General features: G+C 67.4%; 22 protein-coding genes. 14 read left to right on the forward strand and 8 right to left on the reverse strand.

The features are described from left to right. Positions 1–34: 34 nt before the first annotated feature. A complete protein-coding gene (gene parC, locus ACP7AB_RS10280) occupies positions 35–2,236 on the forward strand; it encodes a DNA topoisomerase IV subunit A (protein ID WP_425990935.1) in 2,202 nt (733 codons plus the stop codon). Continuing rightward, entirely contained in the window at positions 2,233–2,583 is a 351-nt protein-coding gene (locus tag ACP7AB_RS10285; RefSeq protein WP_425990933.1) for an arsenate reductase, read from the forward strand. The genes parC and ACP7AB_RS10285 overlap by 4 nt, the downstream gene beginning before the upstream one ends. 374 nt (positions 2,584–2,957) lie before the next feature. Here ACP7AB_RS10285 and ACP7AB_RS10290 read toward each other — a convergent pair whose 3' ends face one another. Further along, positions 2,958–3,197, reverse strand: coding sequence for a hypothetical protein (locus ACP7AB_RS10290; protein WP_425990931.1), 240 nt, complete (start codon positions 3,195–3,197; stop codon positions 2,958–2,960). A gap of 123 nt (positions 3,198–3,320) precedes the next feature. On the opposite strand from ACP7AB_RS10290, the gene ACP7AB_RS10295 reads away from it, so the two are divergent. Genes ACP7AB_RS10295 through ACP7AB_RS10305 form a run of 3 tightly spaced genes read left to right on the forward strand, consistent with a single transcriptional unit; the run spans position 3,321 to position 4,584 of the window. Beyond that, positions 3,321–3,728, forward strand: a complete 408-nt coding sequence (locus tag ACP7AB_RS10295) for a hypothetical protein (RefSeq protein ID WP_425990929.1) — start codon at positions 3,321–3,323, stop codon at positions 3,726–3,728. A gap of 24 nt (positions 3,729–3,752) precedes the next feature. After that, entirely contained in the window at positions 3,753–4,295 is a 543-nt protein-coding gene (locus tag ACP7AB_RS10300) for an RNA polymerase sigma factor (RefSeq protein ID WP_425990927.1), read from the forward strand. After that, entirely contained in the window at positions 4,285–4,584 is a 300-nt protein-coding gene (locus tag ACP7AB_RS10305; protein ID WP_303695881.1) for a hypothetical protein, read from the forward strand. Before ACP7AB_RS10300 ends, ACP7AB_RS10305 begins: the two co-directional genes overlap by 11 nt. Here ACP7AB_RS10305 and ACP7AB_RS10310 read toward each other — a convergent pair. Continuing rightward, positions 4,581–5,105 (reverse strand): hypothetical protein, encoded by a 525-nt coding sequence (locus tag ACP7AB_RS10310; protein WP_425990925.1) that lies wholly within the window; start codon positions 5,103–5,105, stop codon positions 4,581–4,583. The two genes, ACP7AB_RS10305 and ACP7AB_RS10310, sit on opposite strands and share 4 nt — an antisense overlap. 214 nt (positions 5,106–5,319) lie before the next feature. Between ACP7AB_RS10310 and ACP7AB_RS10315 the strand changes: the two genes are divergently transcribed. The 7 genes from ACP7AB_RS10315 (at position 5,320) to der (ending at position 11,646) form a co-directional block, all read left to right on the forward strand. Continuing rightward, positions 5,320–5,730: a DUF6249 domain-containing protein gene (locus tag ACP7AB_RS10315; protein WP_425990923.1), complete on the forward strand. Its 411-nt coding sequence runs from the start codon at positions 5,320–5,322 to the stop codon at positions 5,728–5,730. 40 nt (positions 5,731–5,770) lie between these two features. After that, positions 5,771–6,334, forward strand: a complete 564-nt coding sequence (locus ACP7AB_RS10320; RefSeq protein ID WP_425990921.1) for an RNA polymerase sigma factor — start codon at positions 5,771–5,773, stop codon at positions 6,332–6,334. Further along, positions 6,324–6,743 carry a hypothetical protein gene (locus tag ACP7AB_RS10325; RefSeq protein ID WP_425990919.1) on the forward strand — a complete coding sequence of 140 codons (420 nt, stop codon included), beginning with the start codon at positions 6,324–6,326 and terminating at the stop codon, positions 6,741–6,743. Before ACP7AB_RS10320 ends, ACP7AB_RS10325 begins: the two co-directional genes overlap by 11 nt. An 80-nt stretch (positions 6,744–6,823) precedes the next feature. Further along, positions 6,824–7,660 carry a 3-methyl-2-oxobutanoate hydroxymethyltransferase gene (panB, locus tag ACP7AB_RS10330; protein WP_425990917.1) on the forward strand — a complete coding sequence of 279 codons (837 nt, stop codon included), beginning with the start codon at positions 6,824–6,826 and terminating at the stop codon, positions 7,658–7,660. 97 nt (positions 7,661–7,757) lie between these two features. Beyond that, positions 7,758–8,519 (forward strand): tetratricopeptide repeat protein, encoded by a 762-nt coding sequence (locus tag ACP7AB_RS10335; protein ID WP_425990915.1) that lies wholly within the window; start codon positions 7,758–7,760, stop codon positions 8,517–8,519. 29 nt (positions 8,520–8,548) lie between these two features. Beyond that, positions 8,549–10,000, forward strand: coding sequence for a PQQ-binding-like beta-propeller repeat protein (locus ACP7AB_RS10340; protein ID WP_425990913.1), 1,452 nt, complete (start codon positions 8,549–8,551; stop codon positions 9,998–10,000). A gap of 32 nt (positions 10,001–10,032) precedes the next feature. Then, positions 10,033–11,646 carry a ribosome biogenesis GTPase Der gene (gene der / locus ACP7AB_RS10345; protein WP_303695872.1) on the forward strand — a complete coding sequence of 538 codons (1,614 nt, stop codon included), beginning with the start codon at positions 10,033–10,035 and terminating at the stop codon, positions 11,644–11,646. 897 nt (positions 11,647–12,543) lie between these two features. On the opposite strand, the gene ACP7AB_RS10350 is transcribed toward der, so the two are convergent. The 5 genes from ACP7AB_RS10350 to radA form a co-directional block, all read right to left on the reverse strand. Continuing rightward, on the reverse strand, positions 12,544–13,299 hold the full coding sequence (locus ACP7AB_RS10350) for an SDR family NAD(P)-dependent oxidoreductase (RefSeq protein ID WP_425990911.1): 756 nt from the start codon (positions 13,297–13,299) through the stop codon (positions 12,544–12,546). 40 nt (positions 13,300–13,339) lie between these two features. Beyond that, positions 13,340–13,684, reverse strand: a complete 345-nt coding sequence (locus tag ACP7AB_RS10355) for a VOC family protein (protein WP_425990910.1) — start codon at positions 13,682–13,684, stop codon at positions 13,340–13,342. Positions 13,685–13,748: 64 nt separating this feature from the next. Beyond that, positions 13,749–15,263 carry an amidophosphoribosyltransferase gene (purF, locus tag ACP7AB_RS10360; protein WP_425990908.1) on the reverse strand — a complete coding sequence of 505 codons (1,515 nt, stop codon included), beginning with the start codon at positions 15,261–15,263 and terminating at the stop codon, positions 13,749–13,751. Positions 15,264–15,291: 28 nt separating this feature from the next. After that, the gene (locus ACP7AB_RS10365; RefSeq protein WP_425990907.1) at positions 15,292–15,888 is read right to left on the reverse strand and encodes a CvpA family protein; all 597 of its coding nucleotides are present in this window, start codon (positions 15,886–15,888) and stop codon (positions 15,292–15,294) included. A 204-nt stretch (positions 15,889–16,092) separates the two neighbouring features. Continuing rightward, a complete protein-coding gene (radA, locus tag ACP7AB_RS10370; protein ID WP_425990905.1) occupies positions 16,093–17,460 on the reverse strand; it encodes a DNA repair protein RadA in 1,368 nt (455 codons plus the stop codon). Positions 17,461–17,611: 151 nt separating this feature from the next. Between radA and ACP7AB_RS10375 the strand changes: the two genes are divergently transcribed. Continuing rightward, complete coding sequence (locus ACP7AB_RS10375; protein WP_425990903.1) at positions 17,612–18,244, forward strand: hypothetical protein; 633 nt, start codon at positions 17,612–17,614, stop codon at positions 18,242–18,244. Positions 18,245–18,257: 13 nt separating this feature from the next. Continuing rightward, complete coding sequence (locus tag ACP7AB_RS10380; protein WP_425990901.1) at positions 18,258–18,875, forward strand: DUF1176 domain-containing protein; 618 nt, start codon at positions 18,258–18,260, stop codon at positions 18,873–18,875. On the opposite strand, the gene alr is transcribed toward ACP7AB_RS10380, so the two are convergent. Beyond that, on the reverse strand, positions 18,866–19,909 hold the full coding sequence (gene alr / locus ACP7AB_RS10385; protein ID WP_425990900.1) for an alanine racemase: 1,044 nt from the start codon (positions 19,907–19,909) through the stop codon (positions 18,866–18,868). The two genes, ACP7AB_RS10380 and alr, sit on opposite strands and share 10 nt — an antisense overlap. Positions 19,910–19,930 lie beyond the last annotated feature (21 nt).

The raw sequence follows: 19,930 nt of genomic DNA on the forward strand, positions 1-19,930 counted from the left end.
GACTTCGACCTTCGCCTGAGTGATTCGCAGCCCCATGACCATCCACACCCCTCCGCCCGAAGGCGGCCGTATCGTCGACGAGCCGATGGCCGAGGCCCTGTCGCGCCGCTATCTGGCCTACGCCCTGTCGACGATCACCAACCGGGCGCTGCCGGACGTGCGCGACGGGTTCAAGCCGGTGCACCGGCGGATCATGTACGCCATGCACCAGATGCGGCTGAACCCGCAGGCCGCAGCGCGGAAATGCGCCAAGGTCGTCGGCGAGGTGATGGGCACCTATCACCCGCATGGCGACGCCTCGATCTATGACGCTCTGGTCCGCCTGGCCCAGGACTTCGCCCAGCGCTATCCGCTCGTCGACGGGCAGGGAAACTTCGGCAACATCGACGGCGATAACGCCGCAGCCATGCGCTACACCGAGTGCAAGCTGACGGCGGCGGCGGTGCTGCTGATGGATGGAATCGACCAGGATTCCGTGGACTTCCGCCCCACCTATGATGACCAGGACGAGGAGCCGGTGGTCCTGCCGGCCGGGTTCCCGAACCTGTTGGCCAATGGCTCGTCGGGCATCGCCGTGGGCATGGCGACCTCGATCCCGCCGCACAATGTCGGCGAGCTGATCGATGCCTGTCTGCTGCTGCTGGACAGGCCAGAGGCGACGACGGCGGAGCTGGCTGTGATCGTGCCGGGGCCGGACTTCCCGACCGGCGGCGTGGCGGTCGAGGGGCATGCGTCGATCCTTGAAGCCTATGAGACCGGGCGGGGCGGGGTGCGTCTGAGGGCACGCTGGGAGCGGGAGCCGCTGGACCGGGGCGGCTACCAGATCGTCATCACCGAGGTCCCGTATCAGGTCCAGAAGGGCAAGCTGATCGAGGCCCTGGCGGAGCTGATCGAACAGAAGAAGGCGCCGCTGCTGGGCGATGTGCGCGACGAGTCGGCCGAGGACATCCGCGTCGTCATCGAGCCCAAGAGCCGAAACATCGACGCCGACAGCCTAATGGAGAGCCTGTTCCGGCTGTCGGACCTGGAGATCCGCTTCCCGGTCAACATGAACGTGCTGGACGCGACCGGCACGCCGCACGTCATGGGTCTGAAGCCTTGTCTGCAGGCCTTCCTGGATCACCGGCGCGAGGTGCTGAACCGCAGGTCGCAGTGGCGGATCGAGCGGGTTGAGAAGCGTCTGCACCTGCTGGAAGGGCTCAGGATCGTCTTCCTGAACCTGGACGAGGTGATCCGGATCGTGCGCGAGGAGGAACAGCCGAAGGCTGTGATGATCGCCCGGTTTGGCCTGACCGAGATGCAGGCGGACTACATTCTCGACACCCGACTGCGTCAGCTGGCGCGGATCGAGGAAATGGCGATCGAGAACGAATACAAGGCTCTGGCTGAGGAACTTGCGAATCTTCAGGCGCTGTCGTCCTCGCCCGCCAAACAGTGGAAGAAGATCGGACAGGAGCTGGCCGCGACGCGCAAGGCCATGGTCTCGCCGCGCCGGACGACGATCGCCGAGGCAGTGGATGCCTCGGCCTTCGTGACCGCCGAGGCCTTCATTCCCAAGGAAGCGATCACGGTGATCCTCTCCGAGCGGGGCTGGATCCGCGCTGTAAAAGGCAAGGTCGACGATCCTTCCGAGCTGAAGTTCAAGGAGGGGGACAGCCTCGGCTTCCTCGTGCCGGCCTTCACGACCGACAAGCTGCTGGTGGCGGCTTCGGATGGCCGGGTGTTCACGGTCGGGGCCGACAAGCTGGCCTCCGGGCGTGGGCATGGCGAGCCGCTGAGATTGATGATCGAGCTGGAGGAGAGCGCGGGCATCATCGCAGTCCTGGCGCACCAGCCGGGCTCGAAACTGCTGATAGCGTCCAGGGCCGGTTACGGCTTCATCGCGCCTGAAGACGAGCTGCTGGCTCAGAAGCGCGGCGGGAAACAGGTGCTGAACGGCGACCTGCTGGCCGTGATCCGGGTCACCGGCGACCACATCGTCACCATCGGCGAGAATCTGAAGACCCTGATCTTCAAGGCCGAGGAGCTGCCCGAGATGGGCCGCGGCAAGGGCGTCAAGCTGCAGTCCTTCAAGCAGGGCGGCCTGACCGACATCGCGGTCTTCATCGGCGACGTCGGGCCGGAATGGGTCGACGGCGGCGGACGCCGTCGCAACTGGCCCGACTGGAAGGACTGGCTGGGCAAGCGCGCCGGGGCCGGTCGTATGGGACCGCGCGGGTTGAGGAAGTTCCGGTGATCCCGACCCTCTACGGCATCCCCAACTGCGACACGGTCAAGAAGGCGCGCGTCTGGCTGGATCAGCACGGCCGGGCCTTCGTCTTCCACGACTACAAGAAGGCCGGGATCGACCGGGCGTCGCTGGAAGGCTGGGTCGCCGAACATGGCTGGGAGATCGTGCTGAACCGGAACGGGACGACCTTCAAGGCGCTGGGCGCCGCCGACAAGGAGGGGCTGGATGCGGACAGGGCCATCGCCCTGATGCTGGCGCAGCCGTCGATGATCAAACGGCCGGTGCTGGATCTGGGCGACCGGACGATCGTCGGGTTCAAGCCGGACATCTATGAGGCTGCCTTCCCGGCCTGAGCCGTGTCCGGTTGGTCCGGACGAAAAACACCCTGACGAAACGGACGAAACGGACGAAATTGGGAGAATTCGTCTGGAAAATCAGAGGTGGCTTGCGGATGGGCCCGATCGGATTCGTCGAACGGCGGGCGGATGTTGAACCTGTCAAAGACCATCCCCGGGAAGATGGTGAGGCGGGTCGTCCGCGCAAGAGGAATGAAGGAATAAAATCCGTCGAGTGCCGTCTGGCCCGAGTTTTCCTCCGTGCACCCCGGCGAAGGCCGGGGTCCAGATGGCGAACTCGGAGTCTGAGAGGCTGACAGGCACCAGATCCCGGCCGCCCGTGTCCGTGATCTGGACCCCGGCCTTCGCCGGGGTGCACGGTATGGGAGGAGTTACCCCTCGACGTCGGTCTCCGGGCGGTCGTGGCCGTCGGCGCGTTCGGTGACCCAGTTGCCGTTGCTGTCGGCGTATTCGATCATGGCGTTGTCGTCGGACACCTTCTGCTCGCGGGCGGCGCGGACGGCGGCGGCCTTGGCGGCGTCGTGGTCGGGGAATGTCTCGGAGAAGGTTTCGCCGACCTTGTAGGCCCAGCCGCCGTCGTGTTCGACAATGCGATAGGTGACGTGGCTCATGACGGGTCTCCAGTGACGATTTCAGCCTAGATGGCATTTTCTTCGCCGACGTGCATCCATTCACGCGGTCGGCGCCGACCACTCATCGAAAGCGCGGGCGATGGGCCGGCGCCCAAGGGGTAAATGACGATGGTCGAACTGTTCCAATCCTTCTGGTGGCTTCTGTTCCCGCTCGGTTGGTTCATCTTCGGCGGCTTCAACGCCATGGTGAACTACTACCGCCAGAAGAACGTGCTGAAGATCATCAAGACCTACGCCGACCGGGGCGAACAGCCGCCCGAGGCGCTGCTGAAGATCGTGGAGCAACCGATCGACGATCGCCACGAGTACACGCAGAACAGGCGGACGGACGACGGCAACGGTTTCTCTGTCGTGCTGTTCGGGATCATGGCCGTGGGCTTCGGCTACGCCAGCTGGTCGAACATGTACGGGGCCGGCGACGCCTTCCTGATCGTGGCCTTCGTCATGGGCGCCCTGGCCGCGGCCTCGCTGGTCTCGGGCCTGCTCGGTCGTCGACGCCGCCGGGACTGATGTCGGTCCGTGGGGGGCATGAGGATGGACGGCGCCTCATTGGATGTGGGGCTGGTGGCGGCCGCGCGCGCCGGTTCGGACGCCGCATTCGCACGGCTGGTCGAACGGCACCAGGCGCCGGTGCGGGCCTTTCTGAGGCGGCTGCTGGGACGCAATTGGGACGAGGCGGACGACCTGGCCCAGGATGTATTCGTGGCGGCCTGGAGTTCGCTGGGGCGGCTGAAGGATCCGGCCGGTGTGCGATCCTGGCTGTTCGGCATCGCCTGGCGCAAGGGGCAGGACCGGATTCGGTCGGGCCTGCGATCGCAGGCCCGCGACCGGTCGTGGCTGGACGAGACGGCGCCGACGGGCGGGATCCCGGAAGAGGACCGGCTGGCCCTCGCCGATGCGATGGCCGGACTGCCGGCGGACCAGAGGGCCTGCGTTGCGCTTTGCCTCGCAGACGGCTGGTCGCATTCGGACGCAGCCGAGGCGCTGGGGCTACCGCTGGGAACGGTGAAGTCCCATGTCGCCCGGGGCAGGGCGCGACTGCTCGCCGTGCTGACCGGAGGGTCCGATGACGCCTGAGGAACGGCTGAACGCATTCTTCGCCGAGGCGACGCCGGCGGCGCGCGACCTGGGCTTTCAGGCCGGGGTCGCCGAGCGGGTCGCTCGCCGGCGCGCGGTCGCCACCGTCGTCGCCCTGATCCCGTGGACCATCGCGGCCATGGTGCTGTGCTGGGCCGTCGGACCGATGATGGCGCCGGTGGTCGAGGGCATGGGCCAGACCCTGGCGCCCGCCGCCGCCATCCTGATGCTGACGGGGCTGGGCGTGGTCGTGCTGACGGCGTCGGCGCGGCGGCTGAGGCCGCTCTAGGCGGCTTCGAGCGCCTCAAGCTCCTGCTCGTCGGCGTCCATATACTGGAGGCATAGGTCGCGTGACGCCCGGAGAGATCGTTCGGTGATTGCGGCGACGAGCGGGCGCGCCGTTTCGTGGTCAGCGTCGGCGCAGACGAAATAGTAGCTGCCGTGCTCGGGGATCAGGGCGAGGACGCCTGCCGCGTTGTGAACCAGGGCCTGGCTGAGAGCGTAGTTGAGGCCCTCCGCATATTCGCCGTCGGTCTCGGGGGCGATCGCGGGAACGAGCGCCAACCATTCCGGGTCGCCGGTGGCCATGCCGTCGAACACCTTCTGAATGCCGGTAGGGTCCGCAGGACCGGTGAGTACGGCGACGGTGTGGGCCGCTCCGTCGGCTGCGATCAGGTCGGCGACGTGTGCGGCGGTCAGGGCCTGCGGCTCGGCCGTCTCGGTCTCGGCCGTTGCTGCGGTCCTTGGAGAACAGGCGGCCGCGAGGGCTGCGCAGAAGACGAAGGTCAGAAGCTGAGGGCGACGAAGCATACGATGTATCCTGCGATCTGATTGATCTTGCAGAGACGCTACGGTGTTCGCCGAGGGTCCGCCATCTCCGGACGCAGCCCGTCAGAATGGGTCAGGCGTCACCTTACGAAGATTTCACGTCGCTGATCGCATCCGTTGGGCGTCGCCGGCGCCTCTTGTGATCAGAAGGTTCGGGCATCAGGCTCCGGCCCATCATCGAAAGAGGGGATATCCCATGGAAGACTTCATTCCGATCTTCGCCATCTTCGCCGTCTTCGGCTCCATCACGGCCATCATCGTCGGCCCGACCTATTTCAAGAGCCGTGAACGCCGCGAGATGCAGGCGACTGTCCGCGCCGCCATCGACAAGGGACAGCCCCTGCCGCCGGAGGTCATCGACGCGCTGAGCACGGAAGCGACCAAGAACATTCCGTCGCGCAGCCGCGACATCCGCCGGGGCATCATCTGGCTGGCCGTCGGCATCGGCATGGCCGCCTTCAGCCTGATCAACGACCTGCGTGGTTTCGGCGACGACTGGAACGACGGCCCCAACTTCGATGGCGGCCTGCTGGGCCTGGCGGCGATCCCGATCACCATCGGCCTGGCCTTCATCGTCCTGAGCTTCTTCAACAAGAACAAGGACTGAGCCCGGTCAGGGATCTCCAGGAAAGTTGGGGGGAACTGTCATGCCCAAGGCCCTAATGGACCACCACGACGTCGAACTCGCCGCCCTCGCGGCGGCGGGTGGACGGCGGGAGTTCGGCGAACTGGTCCGCCGCCACGGCTCGGCCGTGCGGTTCCTGCTGCGACGTATGGGAGCGCAGGTCGCCGAGGCCGACGACGTCGCCCAGGACGCCTTCCTGCAGGCGTTCGAGAAATGCGCCGAGTTCCGGGGCGAAGGCACCTTCGCCGCCTGGGTCAAGCGCATCGCCGCGCGCCTCTATCTGAAGCGCAAGGCCAGGGACGCCCGCTACGTCGCGGAAGTCGAACCGGGCGAGGACGATGCGGCTCCTGCACGCGATCAGGCGGGGCTGGTCGACCTCGACGAGGCGTTGAAGGGGTTGAACGAAACCGAACGTCTCTGCGTCTCCCTGTGCCATGGCGCGGGGCTGTCTCATCCCGAGATCGCCACGGCCATGAATCTGCCGCTTGGAACGGTGAAGTCTCATGTCAAACGTGGTCTGGATAAACTCCGCGCCCGGCTTTCGCCGGATGTCGGACAGTCGGGGAGGTCGACCCATGTCGGCTGATGAATTCGATCCGATGATCGAGCGGCTGTTCGCGCGCTCGCCCCAGATGGCCGACGCCGGCCTGTTCGCGGCCGAGGTCGAGACGAAACTGCATTCGTCCAGCCGGGTGCGCACCCTGGCCCTGACCGTCGCCGGCCTGATCGGCGGGGTCATCGCGGTCAGGGAATCGGTGAACCTGAACCTGCATCTGTCGAACGATCAGGCCCCCGTGGCCGGCCGGGTGATCGGACAGGGGTTGGAGGCCGCCAGCCTGAACGTCCAGGGCGCGGTGGGCTCCGGCCTGTCGCAGCTTGGCCTGTCGGACCTGACGCTGGGCTCGATGGGCGGGATGCAGTTGTTCTGGATCGCCGCCGGAGCCCTGATCGCCATCGCGGCGGCGGGCGTGGTGAGGCTGTCGCAAGACGTGTGATCGAGGGCATGCCGAGACGGGGGCGGGTCGACGGAACCGGTCCGACCCCCTATCTCTCCGCCGCCATCAGCGGAGCATCCATGTCGAGCCAGAAACAGGAAGTCGTGAAACGGATCACGGTCCCGGAGATCACCGCACGCAAGGGCGGCGAACCGATCGTGATGCTGACCGCCTATGATGCACCGACGGCAGAGATCATGGATCCTCACTGCGACGTACTTCTGGTTGGCGACAGCCTGGGCATGGCGGTGCACGGCATGACCTCGACGGTCGGTGTCACCCTGGAGATGATGATCCTGCACGGCCAGGCGGTGATGCGGGGCTCGAAACGGGCCCTGGTGGTCATCGACATGCCGTTCGGCAGCTATGAGGCAGGGGTCGAACAGGCCTACGCCAACGCCGTCCGCATCCTGAAGGAGACCGGCGCCCAGGCGGTGAAGGTCGAGAGCGGCCCGGAAGTGCCCGCCACGATCGAGTATCTGGTGAAGCGCGGCGTGCCGGTGATGGGTCACGTCGGCCTGCTGCCGCAGTCGATCAACATCGACGGGTCGTTCAAGGCCAAGGGTCGGGAAGCGGCGGAGCATGCGCGAATCCTGCAATCCGCCCATGACACGGCCGACGCCGGGGCCTTCTCCGTGGTCATCGAGGGCGTGGCGGAAGGTCTGGCCCGGGAGATCACCGAGGCGATCGCCAGGCCGACCATCGGCATCGGTGCCTCGGCCGCCTGCGACGGACAGGTGCTGGTCACGCCCGACATGCTGGGGATGTTCGACTGGACCCCGAAATTCGTCCGGAAATACGCCGATCTGCGCGGCGAGATCGGCCGGGCGGTCGAAACCTATGCCGCCGATGTGAGGGCCCGCCGTTTTCCTGCCGAAGTCGAGACCTACTTCTCCAAAAAGCCGGCTCTGCCGTAGCCCCCGTCTTGTCTTCAAGAGGCGTTGCGAGGGCGAGGGCGACCCTCTAGGGTCCGCGCCGATTGGCTTTTCAGCGTTTTTTGGGGCGGCTCCGCTAGTGACTGATGTCTTCGAAGAGGTCGAGGAGGAGATTCGCTCCGAACGCCTCAAGCGCCTGGCGCGCAACTGGCTTCCCATTCTGGGCGGCGTCCTGCTCGTCGCGCTCATCGCCGCCCTGGCCTGGTGGGGTTGGCAGAGCTTCCAGACCAGCCGCGCGAACGCGGGCTCGATCGCCTATCAGCGCGGCCTGGAGTCCCTGCAGACCGGCAACTCCGCCGGGGCCGAGACCGCCTTCGCCGAGGCCGAGAAGGCCGGCAACGGCGCCTACAAGGCTCTGGCCCTGCAGCAGCGCGCCGGCCTGGCCGTCGCCGCCAACCGCATTCCGGACGCCATCCAGCTGTTCGACGACGCCGCCAAGGCCTCGGGCGATCCGATCCTGCATGATACGGCCGTCTACAAGTCGGCGCTGCTGATGATGGACAACGGCGCCACCCTTGAAACGCTGGAAGCGAAGCTGGAGCCCCTGACCAAGGAGGGCCGGCCGATGCTGCCCTTCGCCCAGGAAGCCCTGGGCATGGTCCGCCTGCAGTTCAACAAGCCCGCCGAGGCCCGCGAGGTCTTCGTGCTGCTGACGCTCGGCCAGGACGTGCCGGATTCGGTGCGCCAACGCGCGCAGGCCGCCATCGGCATGATCGATACGGGTGTCGCCGCAGGCCTGCCGGCCATCGTGGCGGCGCAGGCCGTGACGCCGCCGGCGCCTCCCGCCCCGACGGCCGAACAACTCGCCCAGGCCGCGCAAGTTCAGGCCGCCCAACAGTGAAGACCCGCCTGATGACGACCGGAGTTCGGATGACGACCGTAACGCGCGTGCTGAAGACCGCCATCGTCCTGGGGCTAGCCGCCTCGCTGGCCTCCTGCGCCTCGGCGCGGCGCATCCTGCCGTTCGGGCTGGGTGAGGACAAATCGCCCCAGGCGACGGCGAGCGAAGGACAACGCGTTTCCATCCTGGCCTTCGATCAGCAACTGGCTCCTGCGGCCGGGCTGGCCGGTCGCGACTTCTTCCTCCCGGGGCCCGTGGCCGCGACGTCCTGGCCGATGCCGGGCGGCAACGCCGAGGCCTCGATCGAGCATGTGATCGCCGCGCCGCAGTTCACCATCGGCTGGCGTCGGCGCATCGGGTCCGGCTCGACCCGCACGCGTCAGGTCATGGCGCCGGTCGTGGCCGACGCCGGCAAGGTCTTCGTCATGGATGGCGAATCGACGGTCACGGCCGTGGACGCCGCCTCGGGCGAGGTGGTCTGGAAGGTCGATGTGAAACCGACCGGACGTGAGGCGGCCGGTGGCGTCTCCGCCTTCGGCCTGCCCATTCCCTTCGTCAGCGAGGGCGGCGGATCGCTCAGCGGCGGGTTCGGCGGCGGCGTGGCCGTCAGCGGCGGCAAGGTCTTCGTCGCGTCCGGCTATCGCACCATGACGGCGCTGGACGCCGCGACAGGCGCCGTGGTCTGGACCCAGCCGGTCGATGTGCCGATCCACGGCGCGCCGACGGTCGCGGGCAGCCGGGTCTATGTCATCGACGTCGACAACCAGATCATCGCCTTCAACACCACGACCGGCCTGCAGGACTGGTCCTACCGCGGCATCGTCGAGCCGGCCCGCGTCATGCGCGCGTCCAGCCCGTCGGTCAGCGGCGACACGGTCATCGCGCCCTTCTCGTCCGGCGAGGTCGTCGCCCTGCGCGCCACCAACGGCCAGCCGGTCTGGAACCAGGTCCTGTCGCGCACCAGCCGCACCAGCGCCCTGTCGGAAATCCGAGACATTGCCGGTCGCCCGGTGATTTCGCGCGGCTTCGTCTATGCCGTCAGCCACTCCGGCGTGCTGCAGGCGATGGACATCCGCACCGGCCAGCCCAAATGGACCCTGCCGGTCGCGGGCGTCAACGCGCCCCTGCCGGCCGGCGACGTCGTCTATGTCGTGTCCAAGTCGGGTGAACTGACCCTGATCAACCGCGACTCAGGCGCCGTCTACTGGACCCGCGACCTGAACGAGGGTCGCGTGCGTCAGGAAGGCGGCTTGCTGGGCTTCTTCGACCGCACCGTGCGACCGGAATGGTCGGGTCCGATCCTGGCGTCGAACCGGCTGGTGCTGGTCAACTCGGACGGCGAGGCCGTGGCCTTCGATCCGAAGACCGGCGCCCTGACGGCCACGCTGAACCTCGGCGCGCCCGCCTATATCGCTCCGGCCGCCTACAACGGCGCCCTTTACGTCCTGACCAACGACGGCGAACTGATCAGCATTCGCTGACCAAAGACCGCAAAACACGCTAGAAGGCCGACATGGCACTGAAGCTCGCCATCGTCGGCCGCCCCAATGTGGGCAAGTCGACACTGTTCAACAGGCTGGTCGGCAAGCGCCTCGCGCTCGTCGACGATCGCCCGGGCGTGACCCGCGACCGTCGCTATGCCGACGGGAACATCGGCGACATGGACCTGACGCTGATCGACACGGCGGGTTACGAGGACGTCAACGACGACAGTCTCGAATCGCGGATGCGCGAGCAGACCGAGCTGGCGCTGGAAGACGGCGATCTGATCCTGTTCATGATGGATGCGCGCGAGGGAGTGACCTCGCTCGACCAGATCTTCGCCGAGCGGCTGCGCAAGCAGCACAAGCCGGTCATCCTGCTGGCCAACAAGTCCGAGAGCCGCGAGAGTGGCGGCGGTGTCGGCGAGGCCTATTCTCTGGGCTTCGGAGAGCCCGTCGCCATCTCGGCCGAGCACGGCGAGGGCATGGCCGATCTGTACGCCGCCATCCGCGACGCCTCGGTCGACATGTACATCGAGGAGGTCGACGAGCCCGACAAGCCGATCCGCATCGCCATCATCGGCCGCCCCAACGCCGGCAAGTCGACCCTGATCAACCGTCTGATCGGCGAGGACCGGCTGCTGACCGGCCCCGAGGCCGGGATCACGCGCGATTCCATCTCGGTGGACTGGGAATACGACGGCCAGAACATCCGCCTGGTCGACACGGCCGGGATGCGTCGCAAGGCCCGGGTGCAGGAGAAGCTGGAGAAGCTGTCGGTCGCCGACACCATCCGCGCGATCACCTTCGCCGAGGTCGTCGTCCTGGTCATGGACAAGGACAACGCCTTCGACGTCCAGGACCTGCAACTCGCCGACCTGGTCGAGCGCGAGGGCCGGGCGCTGGTGTACGTGGCCGCCAAATGGGACCTCGAAGAGGATCCCCAGGCGCGCATGGCCGAGCTGAAGCATCTGGCGGAAGACAAGCTGCCTCAGTTGAAGGGTTCGCCGTTCGTCGCCCTGTCGGCCCACTCGGGCCGCGGCGTCGACCGGCTGATGCCGGCGGTGCTCAAGGCGCACGAGACCTGGTCGGTCAAGGTCAAGACCAAGGACCTCAACGACTGGCTGGCCCTGGCGACCCAGAGGCATCCGCCCCCCGCCGTCGACGGCAAGCGGATCAAGACCAAATACATGGCCCAGACCAAGGCCCGTCCGCCGACCTTCGTGCTGTTCGCCAGCCGGGGCGGGAATCTGCCCGAACACTATATCCGCTATCTGACCAACTCGATCCGCGAGAGTTTCGACCTGCCCGGCGTGCCGATCCGCTTGACGGTCAAGGGCGGCTCGGAGAACCCCTATGCGACGGGTGGCGCCAAGTCGGGGCCGGAACGCTACAAGGGCGACGCCAAGACCGCACCGCGCGCGGTGCGCAAGAAGGCGGAAGAGGAATCGCATCTGCCCGGCAAGGCGCTGGAGCAGAAGAAGACCCGCGTCGCCAAGCCGCGCATCATCGGTGCGGTGAAGAACAGCGCATCGAAGAAGGCCGGGTCATCGGTCGCCGTGCAAAAGGGCGCGCGCGGCGGGGCGAGGCAGGTCTCGCGGTCGGGCCGGGTGCGCACCGGGCAGAAGCACGCGCCGAAGAAGTAGGCCTCCCTCTCCCCTCCGTTCATCCGGGTGGAGGCCGGGAAAAGGCAACAGCTCCTTCAGCTTGAAAGAGCTGGGGTTCTTTATGTTCAGACGGCAGTTTTCCCCGCCGAAGCGGCCCGGGCAAGTATCGATGTCCCGGCCGAGCTAGATCTACCCATTCGTCGTCTTCGCTGCCTCTGTAGCGAGGGTGTCGAGCCTGGCATCGTAAACGGTGAAGGCTCCCGCCGTAACAACGCAAAGAGCCAGCGCGAAGCATACGGTCATCGCGAATGGAACCCAAAATGTTACAGCAAGCCGAACGACTTTCCCGTGCGCTCTCGGCTTCAGAAGGAGGAGCCGTTGAAGCGGGTACGTGCCCCCATACACCGACCCCAGCAGGAACGCTCCGAATGCGCTTGTAACCATCCACCAAGGGACGAGTGGAGCGTCCGCACGGGTGAGAAAAGCTAGAAACGCAAACAGACCACCGGCGTTCGCGACGGCCAAAGTGGTTAGGTATCGGCGGCTCCAGAAAGACTCTTCCTCTTTTACGCTTCTTGCTGTGTCAGCCTGATCGTTGGCAGCCCGCTGTGCCGCAGCGATCTCACGCTGTGCTGCGGCAACACCCATTTGCGCATCGGCGAGCTGCATCGTCGCCAGGGTAGCTTCAATCGCTCGCAACTCACCCAAGTTCCGACTAGCGATGTCATAGGATTGGCTGCCGACGTGCGCTCCGCCCTCGACAAACATCTCATCGCGCGGGACACGGGCAAGCAGATCGTCTCTTCGAACGTTTAGACGGGCTCGGATGTCACTCATGATTTCCACTGGGGAACATCTGCCCTCGGCCTATCCACACTTTCATCGAGAGCCGCACAGTCACACTCGGCACCTCGTCTGAAAAGCAAATAAAGGCGCTCAGATCAGCGCGCCCGCCGGCAGCTCTGTCTTCCACTCCTTGAACGACACCTTGCTGGGCGGCATCAGGTCGCCGCGCGCCAGTTCGACCATCAGGGGGCCGAGTTCGGACGGGGCGGGCAGGGTCATGGGATCCTCGCCGGGGAAGGCCTGGGCCCGCATCTGCGTCCGCATGCGGCCCGGGTCGAGGACGCTGATGCGGACGTTGGTGGTCTCGATCTCGTCGGCCCAGGCCAGCATCAGGGCCTCGGCGCCGGCCTTGGTCGCGGCGTACAGGCCCCAGAAGGCCTTCGGCTCGCGGGCCAGACTGGTCGTCAGGTGGATGACGCGCCCGGCGTCGGAGGTGCGCAGCAGGGGCTCCAGCGAGCGGATCAGGCGGTAGGTGGCGGTGAAGTTGGTCTTCTCGATCTTGGCGAACCCGCGCGGATCGATATGGCTGACCGGCGTCAGGCCCTGCGCCCCCAGGGTGGCGGCGGCGTTGACCCAGATGTCGAGCTTGCCGAACCGGCCGAAGATGGCGCCGCCCAGACGGTCGATGCCGCCGCCGTCGATCAGGTCGAAGGGCACAAGGGTCGCGTGACGGCCGGTCGCGGCATAGATGGCGTCGTCCAGCTCCTCGAGAGCACCCTGTGTCCTCGCCGTGGCGACAACGTGGGCGCCGGCGACGGCCAGGGCCAGGGCGGCCTCATAGCCGATGCCGCGTGAGGCCCCGACAACGAGGGCAATACGGTCTTGAAGCGGGAGGGCGTCGGTCATCGCGCCTGATAGCGCGCCGACCGAACCGGCGGAAGACGGTTCAGAACCCTTCTCCCGCCTGCCACAGACTGAAGCTCACGCCCTGATCGTCGTGGACGGCGCAGCTGAGTCCGGTAGGGCTTTCGGCCGGGATCGCGGACTTGCCCCCGAGCGCGTTCACCCGCGCGCAGGTCGCGGCGATGTCGTCGACACGGAAATACAGGTTGGCGTAGTCGCGGGCGCGCTCGACCTTGGTGAAGCCGAACGGCGGATTGCTGTCGGCGACGTGGGCGTAGGTCGACTTCGACGCGTCGTCGTCGAAGGTCCAGCCGAACAGGGCGCCGTAGAAGGCCTTGGCCCTGGCGATGTCCACGGTGTCGAGGGTGAAGTAGCCGAGGTTGATCATGGCTTCCTTGCCTGGGCGCGATCCTGTCCGAAAACCGGCGTCCACTTTTCGGGATCGCGCCTGTTTAAGCGCTGACCAGCAGCGAAAGTTGCCGGCTGACCGCATCGCGGCCGCCTTCCTCGATCTCGCGGTCCACCAGACGGGTCGGATAGTCGCCGGTGAAATAGTGGTCGGTGAACTGGGGCGCGGCGTCGTTGCGGCCCGTCTCGCCCATGGCCTTGTAGAGACCATCGACGGACAGGAAGCCGAGCGAATCGACCTCCAGCACCTGGCGCATCTCTTCCAAGGTCTTGTTGGCGGCGATCAACTGGTCCCGCTCCGGCATGTCGATGCCGTAGAAGTCGGGCCACAGGATCGGCGGGCTGGCGGAGCGCAGGTGCACCTCGGTCGCCCCGGCGTCGCGCACAGCGCGGACCAGTTTCACAGAGGTGGTGCCGCGCACGATGGAGTCGTCGATCAGGACGACGCGCTTGCCCTCGATCACGGAGCGGTTGGGGCTGTGCTTCATGGCCACGCCCTTCTGGCGGGCGCCCTGGCTGGGCTGGATGAAGGTGCGGCCGAGATAGTGGCTGCGGATTATTCCCATCTCGTAAGGAATGCCGCTGGCCTGGGCGTAGCCGAGCGCGGCCGGGACGCCGGAGTCGGGCACCGGGACGACGACGTCGGCGTCGATCGGGAACTCGCGGGCCAGGCCTTCGCCCATCCGCTTGCGCACGCCATAGACAGAGCGGCCGTTCACGACGCTGTCCGGGCGCGAGAAGTAGACGTATTCGAACAGGCAGGGCCGGGCCGCGCGGGCCGGGAAGGGCTTCAGCGAGCGCAGTCCCTCGTGGTCGATGACGATGACCTCGCCGTGTTCGACGTCGCGCACGAAGGTCGCGCCGATGGTGTCGAGCGCGCAGGTCTCCGACGCCATGACCCAGGCGTTGCCGATCTTGCCGAGCACCAGCGGGCGGATGCCCAGCGGATCGCGCGCGCCGATCAGCTTGGTGCGGGTCTGGGCGACCAGGGCGTAGCCGCCCTCGATCCGCGCCAGGGCGTCGATGAAGCGGTCGACGATCTTGGCCTTACGGCTGCGGGCGATCAGGTGGAGGATGACCTCAGAGTCCGAGGTGGACTGGAAGATCGAACCCTCGCCGACCAGCTGGTTCCGCAGATAGTGGAAGTTGGTCAGGTTGCCGTTGTGGGCGATGGCGATGCCGCCCTGGTCCAGGTCGGCGAACATCGGCTGGATGTTACGCAGGAAGCTGCCGCCGGCGGTCGAATAGCGGGTGTGGCCGACGGCCGCCGAGCCCGGCATGCGTTTGGCCAGGTCCGTGCCGCCGAAAGCCTCGCCCACATGGCCCATGTGGCGTTCGGTGTGGAAGCGCTCGGCATTGACCGAGGCGATGCCGCAGGCTTCCTGACCGCGATGCTGCAGGGCGTGCAGGCCGAGCGCGACGATGCCCGAGGCCTCGTCCTTTTCGGCGCCCCAGACGCCGCAGACGCCGCATTCGAGGCGCGGATGGTCGTCATCCGCGTCTCGATAGTGCTCCCGGTGAACGACCGGGGGCTGGATGTCGTGAGGCAAGCTGCGCATCGTGGGGGCTCCGATGACAGGCGAAATTTTACTGGGCGGCGGACGGGCGCGAGTTAGGGCTGGTTTGGGGCGAGGGCAAGGCTTGATCGCCGGAAAAGCCTCTGCGGACGGACGAATCGACCACGGGGCTGATGGCGTCGGCGCCGCGGCCGATGCCGGGCAGGATGATCTGGATGGCGCGGGCGGCCCCGGCGCTGACCGGACGCAACGTCGCCTCCGACAGCCAGCGAGGCGTTCGCTCGCCGGGCATGGCCGCCACGATCACCAGATGGATGGCTCCCAGCAATACCAGCGAGCGTGCGGCGCCGACGAGGATGCCGATGAACCGGTCGACGCCGCCGAGGGTCGGATGGGCCTGGGCCCGCCTGGACAGGATCGAGCCGAAGATGCGGATGCCGAAATAGACCAGCAGGAAGGACGCTATGGCGGCGGCGATGGAGCCGGCCCAGTCGGGGTCGACGAGCGCGCGGCCCAAGGGGGCGGTCAGGGGCAGGGCGACCAGGGCCAGGAAGGCCGCCAGCACGAAGCTGAGCAGGGTGATGATCTCGCGCGTGCCCCCGCGAACCCAGCCGGCGGCGGCTGAGGCGAGGATGACGATGATGGCAAAGGCGTCGAACCCGGTCATTCTACCTTCTCCTCCCTGTCGCCAAACGCGATGGGGAGGTGGCGCGGCGCGCCTTCGCGCCGTGACGGAGGGGACGACACCGACGGTCGGAGTTGGGGCTGGCGGCCGTCATCTGATGCATCGCCTCGCCCCCTCCGTCTCTCCGCTACGCTACGAGCCACCTCCCCATTCGCCAAGCGGCGAACAGGGAGGAGACCACCGACATCAATACCTGTTCTGCGAGATTCGTTCGACGGCTTCGGTCAATCGGCTGACGCCTGTGATCAAAACGTCGCCGCTCTTGACTGTGAGGGGCGGGGAGAGGGCCTGGTCGAAGCCAAGCTTCCGGGCTTCGCGCAGCCGGGCTTCGGCGCGGCCCACGGCGCGGACCTCGCCCGACAGGCTGATCTCGCCGAAGACGATACAGCCCTGGGGCAGGGGCATGCCGGTGGCCGAGGAGATCAGGGCCGCGGCGGCGGCGAGGTCGGCGGCGGGTTCATTGATGCGCAGACCACCCGCGACGTTCAGATAGACGTCCTGGTCCCCGAAGCCGAAGCCGCAGCGCGCCTCGAGCACCGCCAGCACCATGGCGAGGCGGCCGGTCTCCCAGCCGATGACGGCACGGCGCGGGGTGCCGTAGGCGGATTTGGAGACCAGGGCCTGGATTTCGACCAGGACGGGACGGCTGCCCTCGATGCCGGCGAAGACGGCGGCGCCCGGTGCGCGGTCCTTGCCTTCGCCGAGGAAGAGGGCCGACGGGTTGGAGACTTCGCGCAGGCCTGCGTCCCCCATCTCGAACACGCCGATCTCGTCGGTGGCCCCGAAGCGGTTCTTGCCGGCGCGCAGGATGCGGAAGGGGTAGCCGCGCTCGCCCTCGAAGCTGAGGACCGCGTCGACCATGTGTTCGACGACGCGCGGGCCGGCGACCTGGCCGTCCTTGGTGACATGGCCGACCAGGACGACGGCCGGGCCGCCGGCCTTGGCCAGTCGCACCAGCTCACCGGCGCAGGCACGGACCTGGGTCACCGAGCCGGGCCCGGCCTCATGGGCGTCGGACCACAGGGTCTGGATCGAATCGACGATGACGATGTCGAATTTTTCGCGCTTCAGCGTGCCGAGGATGTCGCGCAGCGCCGTGGCGGAGGCGAGCTGGACAGGCGCTTCGGACAGCCCCATCCGCCTGGCCCGGGCGCGAATCTGTTCGATCGCCTCCTCGCCGGAAATATAGGCGACGCGGGCGCCCGAAAGGGCGGCGCGGCCGGCGACGTCGAGGAGCAGGGTCGACTTGCCGACGCCGGGATCGCCCGAGAGCAGGATGGCCGAGCCGGGCACGACGCCGCCGCCGCAGACGCGGTCGAACTCGGTCACGCCGGTGACGATGCGCGGCGGCTCGGGCGTTTCGGACAGCAGGGATTCGAACTGCAGGCCTCGCGCCCTGGCGGTCGACGCGGGTTTCAGGGCGCCGGGAGGCGAGGCCGAGCGGCCCTCCTCGACGATGGTGTTCCACTGGCCGCACGACCCGCACTGGCCCGACCACTTGCCGTGGACGCCCCCGCAGGACTGACAAACATAGATCGCACCGTCTCTGGCCATGAGTGACGGCTTACAGGAGTCGCGAGCGGCGGGGCAGGGGGCGGTTTCAGGCCTGCGACCGTTTCAGACGTGGGCGGTGGACCGTCAGGATTGACCGCTTGCGCGGGCGGCCGAAACGCCGTTCGCTGCCTCCAGTATATTGGGGGAAGACATGAAGAGCATCTGCATTGCGGCTATCGCCGCGCTCGCCCTGGCCGCGTGCCAGCAGGGGGCTGAGACCAAGGCTCCGGCCGGGGCGGCGAGTCCATCGCCGGCCGGTTCGGACGCCGCTGTGGCGCGCATTCTGGCCATGCCGGTGGCGGACCGGTGCGGAAGTGATTGGCCCGGTCATGCGACCCCGACGGCGAACCAGGTCATCGATCTGGGCGGCGGCGCATTCGCGGTCCTGACCGACTGCTACCCGACCGAGGAGGGGCAGGCGCCTTGGAAGAGCCTGCACACCCAGGGCGCAGACGGGGTGCTGAAATCCCAGTCTCTGATCCTCTTCAATGGCCCGGAGGCGGAGTTCGACGAAGGCTTTGACTGGGAGCCAAGCCTGACGTCGCAGGCGACCTGGGATACGGCGGCCAGGGAACTCGTCTGGTCCGACACGGTCGGGCCGAACGATGGCGAGACGTCCACCCAGACGCGCACCATGCGCTGGAGCTGGGACGGATCGAGGCTGGCGATGCTGAGCGCGGTCCGCGTGACCCATGCGACGCCCGGCGCGCCTGCGACCGGCGAGGTCACCGGCTGGCCCGTGGCCGGCAAGACCGACCCGACCCCGCTCGCCACTCCAGTCTAGGCCGAGAGACCCCATGAACAGATCCATGATCTGCGGCGTGGCCGCGATGGCTCTGCTGTCGGCCTGTCAACAACAGACGCCGACCGCAACGGATGCTGGCCCGGCTCCTGACGATGCGATCACCGCCAGGTTCGAAGCCCTGAAGGCCTCTGCCCTGACGATGGTGAAGGCGGATGAGGACTGCGTCTTGCCCGAGCCGATGGAGGGCGAGCGCACCGTTGAGGCCGTCGATCTTGGAGGCGGTGATGTCGCCGTGCTCGTCGTCTGTTCGACCGGCACGGCGGACCAGTGGAGCCGGGTCTATGTTTCCGAGGACAACGGAGCGCCCGTCCCTGTCCCTCTACCGTTCTACAAATACCAAGGCGCAGACGGCTGGATGACCTGGGACGCGATGTCGAACATGTCATGGGATGCTGCGACCCGGACTTTTGCAGGATCGACCCGCCTCCAGGCGACGGGATGCGCCGAAGGCGCCGAATGGCGCTGGGACGGCGCGCGGCTGGTGCTGGCGCGCCAGTGGCACATGGACTGCGGGGCGATCGGGGCGGACGGCGAGCTGCCGGATCCGGTGGACGACTTCCCGACCACCCCGCCGACCGAACAGCCGGCTTTGATCGCGCCTCAGGCCTGACCGAGGTAGCGGCGCTCGCAGCGGTTACCGATGGACGTCAGCAGTTCATAGCTGATCGTCCCGGCGGCCGTGGCGGCGTCGTCGACCGGGCGGTTGGCGCCGAACAGTTCGACCCTGTCGCCGACCGAGACCTCGGCGCCGGTGATGTCCACGGCGATGACGTCCATCGACACGCGGCCCAGCAGCGGGCGCAGGGCGCCTGCGATCCAGACCTGTCCGTTCGGGCTTGAGCTGCGGAACACGCCATCGGCGTAGCCGGCGCCGCAGGTGGCGATGCGGCGGGGTCTGTCGGCGATGAAGCCGCGGGAATAGCCCACACTCTCACCGGCGGGGAGGTCGCGGATCTGGAGCACTTCGGCGGTCAGGGTGGCGACGGCCTTCAGTCGGTCGTCCGGTCGACCCTCGGGACCGCCACCGTACAGGCAGATGCCCGGGCGGACGGCGTCGAAGGCATGGTCGGGACCGAGGAAACAGCCGCCGGAGTTGGCAAAGGACTTCAGCGCATCCGGATAACGTCCTGAAACGTCTGCGAAGGCGTCGCGTTGGCGCCGGTTCATCGGTTCCGCCGGATCGTCGGCGCAGGCGAGGTGGCTCATGACCAGTTCGAGTCCGTCGAACGGCTCCGGCGCGTCTTCCGGGCGGAAGCCCAGGCGGTTCATGCCAGTGTCGATCTGGAGTCCGCAGGCGCCGCCGCCGGCCGCATTCCAGGATGCGATCTGGTGGCCGTGGTTGAGGATCGGGCGCACGTCCGCAGCCTTCAGCGCCGCAGCTGCGTCTCCGACGCAGCCGTCGAGCACATAGATGGTTGGTCCCGCCCCGAGAGCCTCGCGCAAGGCGACGGCCTCGTCTGTTCGCGCCACGAAGAAGGTCCGCGCGCCCTCTGCCAGCAGCCGCCTGGCCACCGGAACGGCGCCGAGGCCATAGGCATTGGCCTTCACCACCGGATGCACGGGCACGCCGGACACCGCTTTCAGCGCATGGAAGTTGTGCGAAAGCGCGTTGAGATCGACGGTCAGGGAGGCGGGCGCGGTCATTGACGCCTTATGCCGCAAGAT

The organism is Brevundimonas sp. TWP3-1-2b1 (genome assembly GCF_049896165.1).
GTDB lineage: Bacteria > Pseudomonadota > Alphaproteobacteria > Caulobacterales > Caulobacteraceae > Brevundimonas > Brevundimonas subvibrioides_B.